At 37.7% G+C, this 17,544-nt stretch carries 18 protein-coding genes; 5 read left to right on the forward strand and 13 right to left on the reverse strand.

The window, feature by feature from the left end; translation table 11 throughout:
- Nucleotides 1–2 precede the first annotated feature (2 nt).
- Both ACLIJJ_RS02385 and ACLIJJ_RS02390 read right to left on the reverse strand, forming a co-directional pair.
- The gene (locus tag ACLIJJ_RS02385) at nt 3–302 is read right to left on the reverse strand and encodes a hypothetical protein (RefSeq protein ID WP_233313421.1); all 300 of its coding nucleotides are present in this window, start codon (nt 300–302) and stop codon (nt 3–5) included.
- 342 nt (nt 303–644) lie between these two features.
- The gene (locus ACLIJJ_RS02390; protein WP_233313419.1) at nt 645–956 is read right to left on the reverse strand and encodes a hypothetical protein; all 312 of its coding nucleotides are present in this window, start codon (nt 954–956) and stop codon (nt 645–647) included.
- A 384-nt stretch (nt 957–1,340) separates the two neighbouring features.
- Here ACLIJJ_RS02390 and cspD point away from each other — a divergent pair, with 384 nt between their 5' ends.
- Nucleotides 1,341–1,541 carry a cold-shock protein CspD gene (gene cspD, locus ACLIJJ_RS02395; RefSeq protein ID WP_009791749.1) on the forward strand — a complete coding sequence of 67 codons (201 nt, stop codon included), beginning with the start codon at nt 1,341–1,343 and terminating at the stop codon, nt 1,539–1,541.
- Nucleotides 1,542–1,581: 40 nt separating this feature from the next.
- Here cspD and ACLIJJ_RS02400 read toward each other — a convergent pair whose 3' ends face one another.
- Nucleotides 1,582–1,791, reverse strand: coding sequence for a zinc-finger domain-containing protein (locus ACLIJJ_RS02400; RefSeq protein ID WP_233313417.1), 210 nt, complete (start codon nt 1,789–1,791; stop codon nt 1,582–1,584).
- 47 nt (nt 1,792–1,838) lie between these two features.
- Nucleotides 1,839–2,492, reverse strand: a complete 654-nt coding sequence (locus ACLIJJ_RS02405) for a reverse transcriptase-like protein (protein WP_233313415.1) — start codon at nt 2,490–2,492, stop codon at nt 1,839–1,841.
- A gap of 176 nt (nt 2,493–2,668) precedes the next feature.
- Between ACLIJJ_RS02405 and ACLIJJ_RS02410 the strand changes: the two genes are divergently transcribed.
- Nucleotides 2,669–3,079: a reverse transcriptase-like protein gene (locus tag ACLIJJ_RS02410; RefSeq protein WP_233313414.1), complete on the forward strand. Its 411-nt coding sequence runs from the start codon at nt 2,669–2,671 to the stop codon at nt 3,077–3,079.
- Between the two features lie 89 nt (nt 3,080–3,168).
- Here the strand turns inward: ACLIJJ_RS02410 and ACLIJJ_RS02415 are convergent, their stop codons facing one another.
- Both ACLIJJ_RS02415 and ACLIJJ_RS02420 read right to left on the reverse strand, forming a co-directional pair.
- Nucleotides 3,169–3,438 (reverse strand): DUF6123 family protein, encoded by a 270-nt coding sequence (locus tag ACLIJJ_RS02415; RefSeq protein ID WP_233313413.1) that lies wholly within the window; start codon nt 3,436–3,438, stop codon nt 3,169–3,171.
- A gap of 28 nt (nt 3,439–3,466) precedes the next feature.
- Nucleotides 3,467–3,961 (reverse strand): divergent PAP2 family protein, encoded by a 495-nt coding sequence (locus ACLIJJ_RS02420; RefSeq protein ID WP_233313412.1) that lies wholly within the window; start codon nt 3,959–3,961, stop codon nt 3,467–3,469.
- A gap of 119 nt (nt 3,962–4,080) precedes the next feature.
- Between ACLIJJ_RS02420 and sspL the strand changes: the two genes are divergently transcribed.
- On the forward strand, nt 4,081–4,212 hold the full coding sequence (gene sspL / locus ACLIJJ_RS02425; RefSeq protein WP_233313411.1) for a small, acid-soluble spore protein L: 132 nt from the start codon (nt 4,081–4,083) through the stop codon (nt 4,210–4,212).
- 38 nt (nt 4,213–4,250) lie between these two features.
- Here the strand turns inward: sspL and ACLIJJ_RS02430 are convergent, their stop codons facing one another.
- The 3 genes from ACLIJJ_RS02430 to ACLIJJ_RS02440 form a co-directional block, all read right to left on the reverse strand.
- Nucleotides 4,251–5,105: a 5'-3' exonuclease gene (locus ACLIJJ_RS02430; RefSeq protein WP_411410625.1), complete on the reverse strand. Its 855-nt coding sequence runs from the start codon at nt 5,103–5,105 to the stop codon at nt 4,251–4,253.
- Between the two features lie 176 nt (nt 5,106–5,281).
- A complete protein-coding gene (locus ACLIJJ_RS02435; RefSeq protein ID WP_411410511.1) occupies nt 5,282–6,118 on the reverse strand; it encodes a sulfurtransferase in 837 nt (278 codons plus the stop codon).
- A gap of 14 nt (nt 6,119–6,132) precedes the next feature.
- Nucleotides 6,133–9,744 (reverse strand): dynamin family protein, encoded by a 3,612-nt coding sequence (locus ACLIJJ_RS02440; protein ID WP_411410512.1) that lies wholly within the window; start codon nt 9,742–9,744, stop codon nt 6,133–6,135.
- 616 nt (nt 9,745–10,360) lie between these two features.
- Here ACLIJJ_RS02440 and ACLIJJ_RS02445 point away from each other — a divergent pair.
- Nucleotides 10,361–10,813, forward strand: a complete 453-nt coding sequence (locus ACLIJJ_RS02445) for a chemotaxis protein CheX (RefSeq protein ID WP_233313407.1) — start codon at nt 10,361–10,363, stop codon at nt 10,811–10,813.
- Nucleotides 10,814–11,120: 307 nt separating this feature from the next.
- On the opposite strand, the gene ACLIJJ_RS02450 is transcribed toward ACLIJJ_RS02445, so the two are convergent.
- The 3 genes from ACLIJJ_RS02450 to ACLIJJ_RS02460 all read right to left on the reverse strand — a co-directional run bounded on the left by ACLIJJ_RS02450 (nt 11,121) and on the right by ACLIJJ_RS02460 (nt 15,140).
- Nucleotides 11,121–12,635, reverse strand: a complete 1,515-nt coding sequence (locus ACLIJJ_RS02450) for a carboxypeptidase M32 (protein ID WP_233313406.1) — start codon at nt 12,633–12,635, stop codon at nt 11,121–11,123.
- Nucleotides 12,636–12,786: 151 nt separating this feature from the next.
- Nucleotides 12,787–14,706, reverse strand: coding sequence for an ATP-dependent DNA helicase (locus ACLIJJ_RS02455; protein WP_411229304.1), 1,920 nt, complete (start codon nt 14,704–14,706; stop codon nt 12,787–12,789).
- A gap of 266 nt (nt 14,707–14,972) precedes the next feature.
- Nucleotides 14,973–15,140 (reverse strand): hypothetical protein, encoded by a 168-nt coding sequence (locus tag ACLIJJ_RS02460; protein WP_233313403.1) that lies wholly within the window; start codon nt 15,138–15,140, stop codon nt 14,973–14,975.
- Nucleotides 15,141–15,639: 499 nt separating this feature from the next.
- Here ACLIJJ_RS02460 and ACLIJJ_RS02465 point away from each other — a divergent pair, with 499 nt between their 5' ends.
- Entirely contained in the window at nt 15,640–15,933 is a 294-nt protein-coding gene (locus ACLIJJ_RS02465) for a hypothetical protein (protein WP_233313402.1), read from the forward strand.
- A gap of 337 nt (nt 15,934–16,270) precedes the next feature.
- Here ACLIJJ_RS02465 and ACLIJJ_RS02470 read toward each other — a convergent pair whose 3' ends face one another.
- Nucleotides 16,271–17,404: a THUMP domain-containing class I SAM-dependent RNA methyltransferase gene (locus ACLIJJ_RS02470; protein ID WP_233313401.1), complete on the reverse strand. Its 1,134-nt coding sequence runs from the start codon at nt 17,402–17,404 to the stop codon at nt 16,271–16,273.
- Nucleotides 17,405–17,544: the final 140 nt, after the last annotated feature.

A 17,544-nucleotide genomic window follows, 5' to 3' on the forward strand; every position in this document is an offset into this window, starting at 1 on the left:
GGTCAATCACAACCTGTAACTAATAGATCATCCTGTAAAGAAACCAACTTCCCATTAATTGAAATTTCATCTCCAGTTTTCACAAACAATGATACTACACAACCGCTGAATGGAACTCCGATCTCCTTCAAATCTCCTTGATCGGTTTCGATTGTCAAAATTGTTTCCCACTCATAAAAGTATGCTTTTTCCTGAACAAAAACCTTCTTGACTGTTCCAGCAAACGGACTCAATATCACTTGATCTTCCTTAGAAATTTCATAATACGGACTTTGACTGTTCTTTACAATCGTTTCAATCATTTTTTAAAATCTTCCCTTGTAAATTTTTTGCTCCATTGGTTTGATGGACGAGCATCTAATCCAGAAAAAATAAGTCTTTTTATCATGTTAATAAAAACACATTTTCACCGACATTTCAATGGTTTCCCTCCTATTTCCACATGTTTTTTTTATGATAAGCCTTTCATTTTTATCCATAAAAAAAACCGGCCTTTTACCGGGGGGTGACTGATGAAAAACTTTGTTATAAAAGCAGCTTTTTCTTTGTGCAATAAAGGGAGCTATAGTGTCTTCGGAATTCCTCACAAATTTGAGTAGGAGTCTCCAATCAATCTTCATTCACGAACAGGAATTTTGTTCCTTCTAGAAAGATTCCTCTTTGCCTGGTTCAAAGCCGTATTTTTTGATTTGCTTTTCTGTTTGTACATACCATTTATCCCTTTCAACAATATTGGAGACCGTCAATATAAGCGAAGGGATTTTTTCTACCATAAATACAATTAATCCGATATTTTTGTTCATAATAACAAAGGATTCACCGTGAGAAAAGGTGGTCAGCTCCTTGCCTAATTGAAGGATGCTTTTGACAATAGCCTGCTTGCTTTCATCTTCCAATACAATATTAGGCGAAAAACGCAAAATCCAGTTAGCATTTTCAATCGAAAATCGATACATACTTGTCACCTTCTTTTATTGTCTTCGCAAAAAAGCATAAAAGCAGACAACTGTCTACAGCTGTCCTATTATAAACAAATCCTTTTTACTTATCATTATATGGATATGTTGTAAAAGATGATTTATGTACTTAAAAATATTCTTTTACACTAATATTCACAAGAAAACAAGCACTGTCGTGTATCCGTTTTCTTTTGTTTCGAGCTCAAAAATACTTTTTATGAAAAAACTCTATGAAACCTTGACTCTACTGGGTTAATCGTGTATATTATAGACATCATTTAACAAAATTCTGAAAAATTACTTTCTATTATTATTTTGTTCTATGAGAATATTTATTTTTCAGCACTAATGTGTCTTGAAAGGCTTAGGAGGAAACTTAACATGCAAAACGGTAAAGTAAAATGGTTCAACAACGAAAAAGGCTTTGGATTCATCGAAGTTGAAGGTGGAGACGATGTATTCGTACACTTCACAGCTATCCAAGGTGACGGTTTCAAATCACTAGAAGAAGGTCAAGAAGTTTCTTTCGAAATCGTTGAAGGAAATCGTGGACCTCAAGCTGCTAACGTAGTTAAACTATAATAAAAACTTAGAGCAACAATATCCAAGAGCTGGCATTTTGTCAGCTCTTTTTATCTTCCTCTTTATAATTTCCTGCCAGCATATCTCCGAATTTTTTTATTTCTAAGCCGACTGTACATTCTGAAATACAAAAACGGTGTGCCTGCCTTTTACCTTTTTCTATTTTGTTATGCTCATATAAAAAACAGCCTTTACAATAATCATTTATAAGCTCTTCTGCTTGCAGCAGCCATTTTTTTCTATCCGTCACAAGGCATTCTCTCCTCTTTCTAACATGATTGGCATGCAACATGTACGTTAAATTATTTGCATTTTGCTATAAATCCGCTTCTCTTCAAGAGCTTGGGTAGCCAATTTATCCGCCTCTTTATTTTCATTGCGGCCAATCGGTGTATATTTAGCATTTATTTTCATATCAGAAAGCTTTTTTTCAATGCGGTCAAGCCACTTGTTTAGAGCTTCTTCGTAGCATGGCCACTCTCCTGACAGCTGATTTAAAACTACTTGTGAATCACCTTTAAATTCACATGTTGCTCCTTTGACTTCTAATTCTTCCAACAGATTCAAGGCGTGATAAAAAGCAGCGTATTCTGCTTCATTATTGTTTTCCATATCATGAAATAATTCGTTAGCCCGAATGCGATATTTTTTTTTGCCTTGGTTGAAATAAAGGATAACTCCAAGCCCAGCTGTGTTTGTTTGCTTTCGATACCCGCCGTCAAAATAAATGACAAAATCATGGGGCTCCTCTTCCACTTCAGCATTCAGCTTAATAAGCTCCTTCAAGCTCCATTCCGTTCCATTTTCATCATAGTAAGTCAAATCCACGCCTTTTTTGTTTTTCTCCATATCTTCCCCAATTAAAATGGCTGTGCTTTGTGCCATCCAGTCAGAGGTGAAATAAACCTCTTCTTTTTTTAAGCGGTATTTGTATTCAAGCTTATATTTCATCTAAAAAGCGCCCCTTCTATATTAGATTCTATTCATTAGAAATGTTAAACGGTATAATAAAATGGTTACTAAGTTAAAATCCATATAAAATAATGTTATGTAATTTGGCTAACTTTTATAGCTTAAAGCTCAAGTCCACTGTGAATAATAATACCAGATAATTTGGAGGTTTAGAAATGATAGAAGTCTACATCGATGGTGCAAGTGCTGGAAATCCTGGTCCGAGCGGTGCTGGCATCTTCATTAAAGGGCATGGGAGCGCCGAAAAATACTCTGTGCCGCTTGGGTCTATGAGCAATCATGAGGCAGAATACTATGCGCTGATTCACGGTCTTAAGATCTGTTTAGAAAAGAACTATCGGACAGTCAGCTTTCGGACAGACTCTGAGCTTGTCGACAGAGCTGTAGAAAAAAGGTTTGCTAAAAACAAAAAATTCTCTCCCCTTCTCGAAGAAGCACTTCTTATGGCAGATGAGCTAGACTTATTTTTTATGAAATGGATTCCAAGTGCGGAAAATAAAACAGCGGATGAATTAGCCCGACTGGCAATACGCAAAAATAATCCGAATGATATGCAAAACTCATGAGGTTAAGATTCTTTTCTTGCTGTCGCTAATATTGCAACTCCCTATAGCAAATCCCTTTGAGTAGAATAATCTAAGTAAAAAACCCCCTATTATAGGGGGAATAGCTGTTCATCCTTCAAGTATGTTAATGCTTCTTTTCTTGTTGTCACCTGCGCTTTTACAAAGCGTTCAAGAAGTGACATATAAAAGCTGCCATCAAAATGCTTCTGGATTTTAAGGGTGCATTCAATAGCTGTGTTAATTAACTCATCTGCTGCATTTGTATAAGCTTTTCCGAAGTAAATAAAGCCAACCGCATCTTCCCCGAACGAAAAGCCTTTGCTTTCTAAAAACAGCAAATACTCTTCAACTGTCTTCACCTTTCGCCCAATCCTCCCGAATTTCATCTTATTTCCATGTTACTTTATTCTTCGACATATTTCTATCTTTTTTTAGTACTATATGCCCTAATGTTCCCATCAAAACACCCAGTAGAGCGCCTCCAACCACTTCCTCTGGCTGATGGCCAAGCATTTCTTTTAAGCGTTGCGGCTGCTTTTCCTCAAATGGAACCTTTTCATCTGTTTTCAGCTTTTCCATCAAGTCTCCCAAGTCATTGACTTTCAGTGTCAGCTCTCCAGTCTGGCGCCTGATTCCTTGTGCGTCATACATAACAATTAGCCCGTATACCAGTGATAAGGCAAAATCAATGGTCGGCACGCCTCGTCTTAATGCAATAAACGTCGTTAAGGATGATACTCCAGCAGAATGGGAGCTCGGCATTCCGCCAGTTTGGAAAAACAGGCGGTTATCCCATTTTTTTGTTTTTACATAATGAATGGGAATTTTCAAAAATTGAGCCAATCCGATGCTTGTTAAAGCAATGTAAACACCTTTGTTCATATCGTCACCTCAAGATTAGTTTTCATGAAATATGTTTAGATTATTCCATCCTGCAAATACTACAAATGATTATTTATTACCAAATGGTCGATTCCAACATAAGCAGGGGGTGAAATTTCATGAGCAAGGATAGAAACAGAGGCACAGCAGCAGGCGGCGTAAATCCGCAAGGCTATGGACAAGATGCTGATCAGACGCCTGCACCGAAAAGCAAGCTGGAAAACGCGGCAAAAAAGAAAAACACAAAATAAAAAACAGGACCGTACATACGGTCCTGCTACTATTCTCCTTATGCGAGAGCCTCGTCTTTTTTCTGAACGAGACGATCAAAATGCTTGAATTCTAATTCTCTGAACTTGGCAATTGCTTTATCTGGAGTGATTTGATACAGACTTTCCTCAAGAAGACAGACCACTGGCACATCACATTTAATTTCTGCCAATGTTCTGCTGAGATGGAGCATGTCCAAATCTGCTTCAATTTTGGCACGCTGACCTTTTGTCAGTGAAACAAGATTCTCTAATATTCCTTCTATGCTTGCATGACTCTGAAGCAGTTTCAAAGCTGTTTTTTCTCCAATCCCTTTTACTCCCGGATAATTATCGCTCGTATCACCCATCAAGGCCTTCAAGTCAATCATCTGCTTAGGCTGAATCCCTTTTTCCTCATAAAAACTATCTGGTGTATGCACTAAATAATTGCCATATCCTTTTTTTACAAGAGCTACTGAAATATGATCATCAAGCAGCTGCAGAATATCTTGGTCACCTGTTAATATCGTTACATGAGCTGACCCCTTCATTTTTTTGGCAATTGTACCGATGCAATCATCTGCTTCAAAACCGACAACACCTATATTGGGAATATCAAAGCTTTCCACCACTTCTTTAACAATATTAAACTGCGGCATCAATTCTACTGGTGCTTCCGATCTGTTCGCTTTATAGTCAGGATACATTTCCGTCCGAAATGTTTTGCTTCCCATATCCCAGCAAACTGCAACATGTGTTGGATTAAAATGGTCTACCGCTGTAAAAAAATGTTTAACAAACCCGTGGATTGCATTTGTTGGTAACCCCTTTGAATTTATCATAAATTGCCCTGTAACTGCTGTTGCAAAGTAAGCCCGGAACAATAGGGCCATTCCATCAACTAGCAGCAGGGATGGCTGTTTTTCTGTATTCAAATAGATCGCTCCTATTCATTTAGTCTACTCTATTATAACAGAATTCCAATCAAATTTAAGCTAGTGCGTTTTTCCATTGACAAGTGAGCACAAAAAAGGATAATCCTGCGACTATCCTTTTTTGTGGTCTTTTTTTATTTTAATACGTCAACCTTGTTATCATCATAGGAAATCCAATCACTGAAGCTGCCCGGATATAGGGACACATTTTTAAATCCAGCTGATTTCATCGCAAGATAGTTAGGAATTGCGGTTATGCCTGATCCACAATACACAATATACTGCTTTTTTTCGTCCAATTCAGTGAAGCGCAGCTTTTGCTGCTGTGCATCTTTAAATCTTCCATTCACTAAACCATCTGTCCATACTTTATTGATTGCACCCGGGATATGCCCGCTTTTTTTGTCAATCGGCTCTATCTCACCTGTAAATCTTTTATGCTCTCTTGAATCAATTAATACTGTCGCATCACTTGGCTCACGAACGAAAGCTTTAACCTCTTCATAAGTTGCTGCCATACTCCTATTCACATCAGGAACAAAATGTGATAATTCATAAGCAGGAATCTCTGCTGTAATGGGGCCGCCAATCTCGAGCCATGCCTGCATTCCCCCGTTTAATATATATACATTTTTATGTCCCATATAGTTTAAAAGCCACCACAGTCTTCCTGCAAATGCACCTTCTTTGTTGTCATAGGCGATAACAGTTGTACTATTACTAATACCTGCCTGTGCAAGTTTTTCTGTGAACAGCTCCACATCTGGAAGCGGGTGTCTGCCCCCATGCTCTTTGACTGGTCCTGACAAATCTTTTTCCAAGTCGAAATACAGACTGCCAGGAATATGATCAGACTCATACAGTTTCTGTCCTTCATCAGGATTTGCCAGACTAAAGCGGCAATCAATAATTCTTAAATTTGGACTGGACAAATTTTGCACAAGCCAATCTGCCTCCACTACAAACTCCATCTGGTCTTTCCTCCTTACCTACTGTTAGCATATGTTAATACATTTCTGTCTTTAATTGCTTGCAGTGCATTTTTCATGTTAATACGGGTTGCTTCGTTTTGGAACAGCTCTGCTTTCCCACTGTAATATTCCTCCATTTGCCTGTGGAGGGTTTGAACCATTGCTTGTTTTTCTTCTTCCAAACAGTCATTAAAATAATTAAATAGCCGCTCTTTTTCTGTTTCAAAAAAAGTATAGCTTTCGCTTTCGATTACGGTTTTTATTTCTTCGGCAAGGTATTTTCTGTCTCCTTTTTCAAAGAAAGCTTTCGGGTTTTTATAATAAGATAATGCTTTTTTAAAAAGCGCTCTGTCAAATGTTCTAAATGGAGCCAGATGGGTTAAAACATCTTCCAATCTTTTTGTATCATCAAGCTGCAGGATGATTTCTTTATTTTTTTGGCGAATGCTTTTAATCGACTGTTCAAAAAGTTCTTTTCTTTGCGCATAAAAGTAATTCTCACTTCGTAAATTGACTGCCCTCAGCTCTTGCTCCACTTCATGGCTAAGCTGCATAAGGAAATCATCCAACGCTTTTTCTCCTTCCTGTTTTCGGCTTTCGCCTTTAAGCAGGCCAGGGTGGAACGCTTCTTTCAGCCAATCATTGAACTGCAGGAATATTCTCTGTTTTAAGTAATGAACCTGCTCATCTATTTCTGCTTTCAGCTTTTTATTTAAATAAGAATGCTTCTGTTGAACAAGGAGGGAGCGAAGTTCTTGTTCTTCCCTTTTCCACCGCTCCATTTGCTCCTTTTGCTTCTCATGCTCTGTTTCAGATGTCAGGATAAAGTCCTCCAACATATGTATGCCAGCTAAACAGTCTGCTTCTGCTGCTTTCAGCATAAACGGAAGCCATTCATCCTCAATGAATTGGAGCAGACTCGCTTTAAAATGTTCCATTTGACCTTTATATGGTTCATCACCGCTAAAGAGACTGGAAACTGGGAAAATACGCGGATTTCTAATTCCATAATGCTCGAGCTGTTCATAAAGATAATCAAAGACAAGATCTAATTCCTCTTGATCCTTAGCCAAGTCAATAGCGTTCATAATAAAAAACATCTTATCCTTCTCAAAAGAATCTTTCATTCTTCCTAATTGAAGCAAAAAGGACCGATCTGCTTTAGCAAACGCGTGATTATAATAAGATAAGTACAGGATAGAATCAGCTGCCTTCATGTATTCAAAGCTTAGCTCACTATGCCTTGTATTAATGGAATCTCCGCCAGGCGTATCGACTAATACGATGCCTTTTCTTGTCAAACTGCAGTCAAAGTACACATCAATCTTCGCAATGAAGCAAGATACAGCTTCAACCGATACATAGTGCTCCAGTTTCTTCATATCCTCTGTTGTGACCGTACCTAGTGATTCTTTACGTGCTTTATACCCTTCAGAAAAAGCATCTAAATAGCGAAAGTGACTCGCCGAAGACGGGGATTTTGCTTTTTTGATCTTTCCGATGGCAAGCAAAGCTGCTTGCAAAGACTCGGCTTTTTCATGAAACACTTGCAGATAATCTTGAAGCTCACCTAATATCTCACTCTCACTTTTCCAAAAGACAACCATTTTACCATGCTGATTGTTTCTATCAACAGGGAGGATGCGGTTAATGGCTGCTGTCATCGGATTAGGCGACACTGGCAGTAAAGGATGTCCAAGCAAGGCATTAGCAAATGACGATTTCCCTGCAGAGAAAGCACCGAATAAGCAGATGGTATATTGTTTATTGCGAATGGTATCTGCTCTTCGCTCTAGATTGCGGACAACCTCCTTAAAACCTGTTAATCCTGTTAATGCTTCAGAAACAAATGCAAGCTGTTCTATCATTTCCTCCGGCTTCGTTAATACTGTTTCTGTTTTAGGCCGGACTTCCGCCTGTCTTTTTCTTTGAGTCGGTTGTGCTGCGTTGACAGGATTTATTTGCTGGACAATCGGCTCTGCTGGCTTTTCAATCAGCTGCAAATAATGAGGCTCTTCCTCTTCTTGCCGCTCCTCCATCAGTTCTGTTAAGCGGTTTTTCCATGTATCCCAGCTTGTGTTTATTTTAGCAATTTTCTGTTTTGCTTCTAGTAAGGTTTCGAGGTTTTGCTGTTGTTCTGCCAAGGCAAGCTCCTCTTGTTTTGTGAGCTCATCCTGCTCGCTTACTAAGATAGAAAACAGCTTAATCGCTTCTTTTTTTACATTGCTTTTTATGTAATCTTCGACCTCTTCACAATAGCGGAGCAAATATGTTTCTGACATTTGTGCATTTGGGTTCACAAGTGATTGCAGAGCTGTCATTTCCAAAATAAACATAGATTCTGTCATATATTGCTCTTTAAATGCACCTGCATCACCGCCCACTTTTCCGGCAATAGAACTAAAAAATTCTGTCATTGGGCCGAGCAGCTGTAACTGGACTGTTTTAACCAAAACTCCATGAAATTCTGATAATCTTTTTTCCTGTTCGTTTTTGATTTTTTGTTTGCTGGAGAAAAGTCCAAGCTTAAATTTCTTATCTTTGGAATTCAAGTAGCTTTCTGCAAGCTCTCTATTTGCATAAGGCATAATATACGCATTTTTTATAATAGAAAGAAACTCAGCTTCCCACTCTGCCTGCTGCTCCTTACGACTGACTAGACGTTGAAGCTTCAGGTTAAGATTCTCCATTTCAAGCTCTAATTTTTCTATTTGCTCCTCGCTTATTGCCTCAAGAGGCAGGCTTGCTGCTTCCAGGTTTTTCTTTTTCCGTCTTGTCATTGTATTGCTGTGGTCTGTTTTTATTTTTAAAAACGATTGATCTGCAGAGGCTTCTGCTAAGGAATGTTTATTTGCTATTTTCTCTGCTATATATTGTTTCAGCATGCTTATTTCATTTTTATTTTTGTCCATGTCTTTGATGGAAGTGTAGAATATCTTCTCAGGCACTGCCCCACTAGATATAAAAGCATGCTCTACACTTTGCTTAAATGCTTCAAAAGAGATTTCTTCTTCTCGGTGCTTATCAATCTGATTGATAATTAAAACAAAACTTTTCCCGCTGTCTACAAGCTGTTTCGTAAATTCGATATTAATTTCAGACTGAACATGATTATATTCTACGACATAAAAGAGAACATCTGACAGATGGATGCTTGATTCTGCTGCAAGCATATGAGCTTTATCAATACTGTCAATTCCCGGTGTGTCGACAAAGACGATATTGGCTGATAATTCGATATCGCTTACATTTAAGGCAACACCATTAATTAACTCCTTGTTATTCAATTGGCTGTCCACTAATTTTAAGTCTGTGCAATTGGGAAATAACAGAGGCGAGCCTTCTGTGAAATCAACTCTAACAGAGTCTGCTCCATGTTTTACCCTGATTTTATGAGCTGTAGTGGGAATAGGACTGCTCGGTAAAAGACTCTTGCCCATAAGTTCATTTATTAAACTTGATTTGCCGGCAGAATAATGGCCGCAAAAGGTAAAAATAAAATCTCCTTCATGGATCTTATTAATTAAATCCTTTACCTTTTTGCCAGCTGCAGGATCATTATAACTAGCAAGAAATTGATAAAATTCAGTGAGGTGGTTTAGTTGAAAAATGGTTGTAGGAAGCATGATTAACTCCTTTTACTTTGGTGATTAGTTTCATTTTAACCATTTTCAACATTGGAATAAAGAAAATATTTTGAATTTTACACATAAACCGAGAAAATTTGAGGAAATTTGCGAATAAAACTAGCATATCGGAGAAAAAATAACTGCAAAGCAAATATGTATTTATTTTGAGTGAGCAGATGGGGATACGTTTTTCAGAACATATTTCATAACAGATAAGTAACCGACTGCTGCTGCAGCAATAAGAACTGCGATCATAGTTGAACACCTCTTTTCTAAATGAGAGCGATTTTCAAATTCAGTTACATTTTAACATTAATGATAATCATTTTCAATATGGAGGACATTGTTTTTTTTTACAATATAAAAAAATTCCTCTAAAAAGAGGAATGAAATGTTTTGAAGGATGTTGCTGTGCATCTTTATTATAAAATGCCTGCTTTGAAATTTCATTGTAAATAGTATCCAGTACTCGTGAAAACAAGCAGGAGTATAAGCCTATATTAGTTAGGAAAATATAACCACGCTATTTTTTCCGTAAATTCCAAATTTACTTATCCAAATTTTATTTAAACTATGATAAGATGTTGTTAACTACAGTATGGGGGAATGAATTGTGACAATCACGCGAAGTGCAACAGAAATATTAAACGGGACTATTGAATCAGTTAAAAACGTAATCCCCTTTGAATTAAGTATTGATAAACCTACTTTAATCACGGCACCTTACCAGCAAAAATCATTAGGTGTTTTAATCGGTTTAACAGGTGATTTCCGTGGAAGAGTCATTATAGATGGAAACCAGGAAGTATTCGGAAAGATTGGCGAAGCGATGTTTGGAATGGTGCTGGAAGGAGAAATGCTTGATTCTTTCTCTGGAGAGCTTGGCAATATGATCGCTGGAAATCTTACTACATTTGTTTCTAAAAATGGGATTGCTATGGATATAACTCCTCCGACCGTGTTGGTGGGAGAAACGAAAATGTATGGCTTTGACAAGGCCCTTAGTTTAAAAGTGACACTTGCTGACACAGGCACTATTCACATCATTTTAATGCTTGAAGTGTAAGTTTTCGATAACAAAGAGATGGCAATTACTAGTCAACTCTTTGTTATTACAGTAATTCACTCATTTTCCTTCTGGCTTTGCACCTCTATCTTAATCTTGTTCTCAACCTTCATTCCGCAATGAGGGCATATAGTGCTCTCTTTATAAAGAATGAGGCAGTGCTTGCAATAATAATGTTCCATCAATTATCACATCCAGTTTATTATCTCTAACAGTATATTTATAAACAGCGCTTTTCGTGCATGCAAGCATACTTTCCCTTTAAAATAGAGGAAAGAGCAAGGAAATATTCCTTGCTCTTTTTTGTTTACAGCTTATAAACATTTGAGTACTTGTCATAAAGATATTGTATTAAATACTGTGCGTTTAGCCCTTCGCCAGTTACATCATTTAAAATTTCAAGCGGTTTTTTTGTTTTTCCGAACTGATGAACTTTTTCTTTGAACCATTGCTTAATCGGCTCAAGCTCGCCTCTTTCTAGAAGCTCGTCAAAGTTAGGAAGATCTTGGAGAAGTGTTTCTTTAAATTGAGCTGCATACATATAACCTAAGGCATACGATGGAAAATATCCGAAGCTTCCGCCTGCCCAATGGACATCCTGCAGCACTCCTTCCCCGTCATTTTTTGGCTCAATTCCTAAATATGACTTGTATTTCTCATTCCACACTTTCGGAAGATCTGCTACTTTCAGTTCACCGTTAAACAAGGCCTTCTCTATCTCGTAGCGAATGATAATATGCAGTGGATATGTTAATTCATCTGCTTCAATCCGAATAAGTGATGGCTTCGATTCATTGATTGCACGATAATAGTCTTCTACATCAACTTGATCAAACTGGCCGTCTGCATATTCCTTCAGCAAGGAATAATTTTTCTTCCAAAACGAAGCGTTTCGTCCGACAAAGTTTTCATAGAATAAAGATTGTGACTCATGGATACCCATCGAAGTTCCTGTACTAAGCGGTGTTCCGACAAGTTCCTCCGAAATATTTTGCTCATACAGTGCATGCCCAACTTCGTGCACAGTTCCGAACACAGCTACCCGAAAATCTGATTCCACATATTTAGTCGTTATGCGCACATCTCCTGGGTTTATGCCTGTAGCAAAAGGATGAACCGTTTCATCCAGGCGGCCTGCATCAAAATCATAGCCAATTTGCTTTAACAGCTCAAGGCTAAACCCATGCTGTTTGTCTTTTGGAAAGTGAGCGAACAAAAAGCTTGTTTCTGGTTTGTGCTGTGACTTGGCAATTTTTTGTACGAGAGGCACAATTTTTTCTCTTAACTCAGCGAAAACTTCGTCTAATATATGTACTGTAATCCCCGGCTCATACATATCAAGAAGAACATCATATGGCGTGCTGTCATAGCCCCAATAATCGATGAATTTTTTAGTTGTTGCTACTAATTTTTCCAAGTAAGGCTCAAATAAAGAAAAATCTGACTTTTCTTTCGCCTCTTCCCAAACGCTTTCTGCTTTCGATTGAAGCATCACATATTCTTTAAATTCACTCGGAGGAATCTTTTTGTTCCGGTCAAATTCCTTCTTCATTTCTTCCACTGTTTTTTTCGTGACATAAGATAACTCATCTTGAACACTTGCATCAGATAATTGGTTTAAATATTGTTCTAGCTCTTGCGAAACAGACAAATTAAATGCTTCTGCAGACAATGTGCCGACTACCTCTGTGCGCTGATCAACACCCTTTTTAGGTGCGCCTGTGCGCAAATCCCAATAAATGAGGGCCAAGGCCTCGTTGTATGCACCAATTTTTTTTATATAGGCTAAAAAATCCTGTTCTATTTCTTTAATATTGCTCAAATTTACTTCTCCTCCTTATCTGAAGCCCTCTGATTTTATTCAAAGCGTTTTCTGAAAACTATCTTACCATATTTTTCTTTCGAGGAATATAAGGGATGCTTATGTATAAATATAAAAAAGCAGTTCTTTTTTCAAGAACTGCTTAAAGTATTTATATATATGCAGGTTCTACCGGCAATGCTGCAACTACTGCATCTTTCACTTGCTTCTGCTCTTCTTTGTCCATAAGGATATGGATATGACCGCTGTCCTCATTTGTACGGATTAATCGTCCAATTCCCTGTCTTAAGCGGAGAATCATATATGGCAAATCTACTTCTGTAAATGGATCTGCTGCATTTTCACGCTTTGATTTATAAACAGGGTCATTTGGAGGGAATGGTAAGGAGTAAACAAATACATTCTCTAATGAACTTCCTGGCACATCCAGACCTTCCCATAAGTTAACAGCACATAATATAGACTCTTCTTCATTTTGGAATTTAGAAACAAGGCCGCTGATTTCTCCTTCTCCTTCAAAATAAATCGGAAGGGTGAAATCCTTTGGCAAGGCTGTCTTAAACTTCGCTAAGTCTTCCTTGCTGTTAAACAGCACAAGCGATCTTCCGCCAGCGGCAACTAGCTTCTCGATTACATAATCTTTCTTCAAATCTGTATCATCATGATTATATTCTGTCATGATTACATTCATGTTTTCGTCATAATCAAATGGAGACTCCACAGAGAAGGATAAGTACTCTTTAGCTCCTAAGCTGTTTGCCATATATTCAAATGACTTGTTATCCGATAATGTTGCAGACGAGAAGATAATCGGCTTGTTTTGGCTGAAAACATCTTCCTTCATAATATCTTGTACAAGTCTTGGCATAATTACAAGTGTCCGCTCTCCGTCATGCTCTTCAAACCAAATAATACCGTTCATTTCTCTTAAGAATAAGTGCAGGGAATGAGAAATTTGCTCCAAGTATTCTTCTACTACTTTCAAATCATACTCATTAATAACATACATCTCACTTTCAAAGACTAGTTCTTCCTCCAAATCAGAGATTAGACCTGCAAGTCTTCGGCCTTCTTTCATAACAGTATCAGTCTTTTTGATTTCCTGCTTGTCCGAACCTTCTGTTTCAAAAGAAGCATTCGTTAATGCAGCAAAAAATTGCTCGTTTTGATAGATTGTATCTTCTATAATATTTAATGTTTTTTCTCTGACATCATTGGCAAGCAGCTTAGTAAGTAGCTTTTCCAAATTTTGTTCTGTCAAGCGGTATGTCAATGCTTTTTGGGCTGCATATTCCAACAGATGACCCTCGTCAAATACGACACAGGCGCTATCTGGCAACAGTGGCAATTGACCTTCTCTTTTTCTTGATTCCTTTGTCCAAATATGCTCCATGTAAAAATCATGAGAGCAGATGATTAAATCCTTGGCATTACGATAGTAATCTCTATGCAAAGTTTGGCCACAACGGTGGCGCTTATCGCATGTGAAGCAATCCTGCATGGAATCCCATGCCACGCCGCCCCAATCTTCATCTGTCAAGTCAGGGTAATCCTTTCTGTCCCCGTATGGCGCAAATGACTGGAGTGAACCACTGCCGTGAACAAAGTCAGGTAATGTATCATAAATAGAATTATACGTGTCCTCAAACGTTATTTTTTGATCTAGCTTGTTCAAGCAAAGATATTGGTTTCTTGACTTCGCCAGACGGACATCAATTTTCAGTCCTAATGCCTGCTCCAGTTTGGCGATATCGCCTTCCTTTTTAACAAGCTGTTCGATTAACGTTTCATCAGAGCATGCGATGATAGCAGGCTTGTTCACATATCGAGCATAGCAAATGCTGTACAGTAAATACACAAAGGTTTTGCCTGTGCCAACGCCAGCCTCTGCAAATATTGTCTTTTTCTCCTTGAACGCCTTTTCAAGCTGATAAGCCATAAACACTTGCTCATCGCGAAGCTCATAGCCGGCCTCTGGAAGGATGTCATAAAAAACATCCCCAATCCATTCCCCTAATTTATCGTAAAATGATTCTGTTTTTGAAACCTCAAATGGCATGCTGTTTTGCATGATACCCCTCCATAAAATGAAATACGAGACACTCCTCACTTGACTAAAAGGAAATTTCTAAAATTATTATGCCAAGGCTTGAAGAAGTTTGCCTCTATTAAAAACTTACGCTTATCGAAATGAATGCATTTATTTATAATAGGCAATTCCAAATAAACATGCAAGAGAAAAGAGGGCCGCCAACCGCAAGCTAGGCCCCCTCTTAACTTATTGCTCTAGTATGAAAAGAGCCTCACAAAAAAAGAAAAGACAGCATCAAGTTATTCCTACTTGATGCTGTTTGATAACGAAAAATTCATTGCCTGCTTAACGGATTGCTGTGCATCTATATAAGTTTGAAGCAAATCTTCTTCGATATCTTCATTTTTAACTATGTCTAATGACTGGTTAATGGCATGCAAAATTTTTTCATAATCGATCGTATTGTCCATCATTATAAATCCCTCCACACAAAACTATATAGACTTATATATACACATGTTGAAGGGATTTTATACGCTTTTGGTTTGTCTCTTTTATGCTGATTATCGTTTTCTTCTGCCCCAGTACTACTTGATGAAGCCGTTGACTGCTCTTTGTTAGTTTTTGATCGAAATGTGGGCTTTTTACCAGTTTAACCCGATTATCTGCTTCCCAATTCCTTCATATTATATTATGGTTTTATAGAGGTGTAAACAAATACTATTAAAATCTAATTTTTCAGGTTTAATACCTGCAACAAAGAAGTTATGTTAATAGGCATTTCTAATAATGGTTTAGGATGCTTAAAGGGCTTCCTATTATCTTTACCATAATAACCATGTTTCACCTTAAATGTACTTATTTAATTTAATGTGGTATGCTTATCCGTAAGCACTTTAAATAATTTTAGTAAATTACTTGTATCTCTACTATTACTTGTGGTAGGTGTTAATACCGAAAAAGGAGATCAAAATGAAAACTAAAGCTAAAATTATAGGGACAAAGTACAATACGGACTATATACGTCCTAGATATGGTGTTAAACTTGAAACACTTGAAGGTAAGTTTTTAATTATCGATTTTGATTACACGGAAACACCTAAGCTGAAAAGCTATACGCCACGCAGTGTGTATTATGATGGGAAAGACTATGGTTCCAAGCTATCTTGGTACACAAAAGCAGTGGAAAATATGACAGTTCAGAAGTTCTTAGCTAATATTGCGGATAAACTGGATAAAAAATATTTACCTACGTTAAGTAAATAATATAAATATTAAAGACTATGCCTATTTTAAAGTGTAGTTATGAACGGCTATCATTAGCCGTTTTTTTTATTGATTTATAATAAGAAGAGAATGAAAAATACCAAATACGCTAATAAAACTACTCTTTAATATTTATTTTTACGAACAAGGGTTATTCCCTTCTTCGCTGTACGAATACATATCATTTTATTTAACAGTTTAATGTCTGCCACATTTAAAATATGTTGTATAGTACAGCAAGTCAAGAATAAGCCCAAATTCCTCCTATATATGGTTAATTCATGCAGAAAGTTCCCACACTAATTAATAACTCTTTAGGACCCTTAATATATAAAGGTTAATCCCGTTTTCTTCTGCCCCAGTACTGATAATAATCTGTTTTGATGAAGCCGTTGAAGAGCTTGCGCTTCTTCGTTGCTTTTTTGCCGTATTGTTCTTCAAATTCTTCATCTGATGTCAGCATGTAAATGGACCATGTTTCAAGCGGTTCGAATGCTTGTCCCATTTCACGGTACATCCTTTGCACTGATGGCTTGTCGCCTAAACGCTCTCCATACGGAGGGTTGCCAACAATTACACCATTTTCCTTAGGTGTTGTAAAGTCTCTTACTTGCATTTGCTTGAATTGGACTAAATCACCAAGTCCAGCCTCAAAAGCATTTTCCTCGGCGATTTTGACCATTTTATGGTCAATGTCAGTGCCTGTTATGTCAAGAGGCTGATCATAGTTTGCCAAGTCTTCTGCTTCCATTCTCACTTCATCCCATAGCTTTGCGCTCATCCAATCCCATTCCTCGGATAAGAACTCACGGTTAAAGCCAGGAGCGATATTCTGCCCGATTAAGGCTGCTTCTATCGGAATCGTGCCAGATCCGCAGAAGGGATCGACAAATGGACGGTCTGGTGTCCAGTTTGTTAGCTGTATCAAGGCTGCTGCAAGTGTTTCTTTAATCGGCGCTTCTCCTTGTCCAGTCCGGTAGCCTCTGCGGTGTAGTCCGTGCCCAGATGTATCTATTGTTAATGTAGCTACATCTTTTAATATACTGACTTCTAGTTTGAACAGCGGGCCATTTTCTTCAAGCCAGCCTGTTTTTTTATAATGTGTACTCAAAGATTGAACAATCGCTTTTTTGACGATTGCCTGACAGTCTGAAACACTGAAAAGTTTTGATTTTACCGATTTTCCTGCTACTGGAAATTGAGCGTTTACAGGAAGATAGTCATGCCAGTTCAATGCCTTTGTCTTTTCAAACAATTCATCAAAGGTAGTTGCCTTAAACTCGCCGACAACAATTTTAACTCGGTCTGCTGTCCGCAGCCACATATTGCTTCTTGCGATTGCTTTTTCATCACCTTTGAAATGCACTTTGCCGTTATCTACCGTACACTCGTAGCCAAGATCTCTAACCTCTTTCGCTACAATTGCCTCCAGCCCCATTGCAGCTGTTGCAACCAATGAATATTTTTTCATACTTTCACCTATTTTCTAAAAAATAACTAATTATGTATATCACTTATTATGTCCATTTGGCATCTGCCATTATCATTTATCTTCAAATAAAAAGATGACCTTATGTTTACCTGATTGAAACAGAGTAAACATCAGAGTCA

The organism is Niallia laureatilytica, assembly GCF_046613985.1.
Classification (GTDB): Bacteria; Bacillota; Bacilli; order Bacillales; family Cytobacillaceae; genus Niallia.

What these genes read in the sequence shown, in the direction of transcription:
- ACLIJJ_RS02465 (WP_233313402.1), top strand. Translation starts at nt 15,640, where the DNA reads ATGAAAACTAAAGCTAAAATTATAGGGACAAAGTACAATACGGACTAT.
- ACLIJJ_RS02435 (WP_411410511.1), bottom strand. Translation starts at nt 6,118, where the DNA reads ATGGAGTTTGTAGTGGAGGCAGATTGGCTTGTGCAAAATTTGTCCAGT.
- ACLIJJ_RS02390 (WP_233313419.1), bottom strand. Translation starts at nt 956, where the DNA reads ATGTATCGATTTTCGATTGAAAATGCTAACTGGATTTTGCGTTTTTCG.
- ACLIJJ_RS02410 (WP_233313414.1), top strand. Translation starts at nt 2,669, where the DNA reads ATGATAGAAGTCTACATCGATGGTGCAAGTGCTGGAAATCCTGGTCCG.
- sspL (WP_233313411.1), top strand. Translation starts at nt 4,081, where the DNA reads ATGAGCAAGGATAGAAACAGAGGCACAGCAGCAGGCGGCGTAAATCCG.
- ACLIJJ_RS02440 (WP_411410512.1), bottom strand. Translation starts at nt 9,744, where the DNA reads ATGCTTCCTACAACCATTTTTCAACTAAACCACCTCACTGAATTTTAT.
- ACLIJJ_RS02470 (WP_233313401.1), bottom strand. Translation starts at nt 17,404, where the DNA reads ATGAAAAAATATTCATTGGTTGCAACAGCTGCAATGGGGCTGGAGGCA.
- cspD (WP_009791749.1), top strand. Translation starts at nt 1,341, where the DNA reads ATGCAAAACGGTAAAGTAAAATGGTTCAACAACGAAAAAGGCTTTGGA.
- ACLIJJ_RS02455 (WP_411229304.1), bottom strand. Translation starts at nt 14,706, where the DNA reads ATGCAAAACAGCATGCCATTTGAGGTTTCAAAAACAGAATCATTTTAC.
- ACLIJJ_RS02405 (WP_233313415.1), bottom strand. Translation starts at nt 2,492, where the DNA reads ATGAAATATAAGCTTGAATACAAATACCGCTTAAAAAAAGAAGAGGTT.
- ACLIJJ_RS02460 (WP_233313403.1), bottom strand. Translation starts at nt 15,140, where the DNA reads ATGATGGACAATACGATCGATTATGAAAAAATTTTGCATGCCATTAAC.
- ACLIJJ_RS02385 (WP_233313421.1), bottom strand. Translation starts at nt 302, where the DNA reads ATGATTGAAACGATTGTAAAGAACAGTCAAAGTCCGTATTATGAAATT.
- ACLIJJ_RS02420 (WP_233313412.1), bottom strand. Translation starts at nt 3,961, where the DNA reads ATGAACAAAGGTGTTTACATTGCTTTAACAAGCATCGGATTGGCTCAA.
- ACLIJJ_RS02430 (WP_411410625.1), bottom strand. Translation starts at nt 5,105, where the DNA reads ATGGCCCTATTGTTCCGGGCTTACTTTGCAACAGCAGTTACAGGGCAA.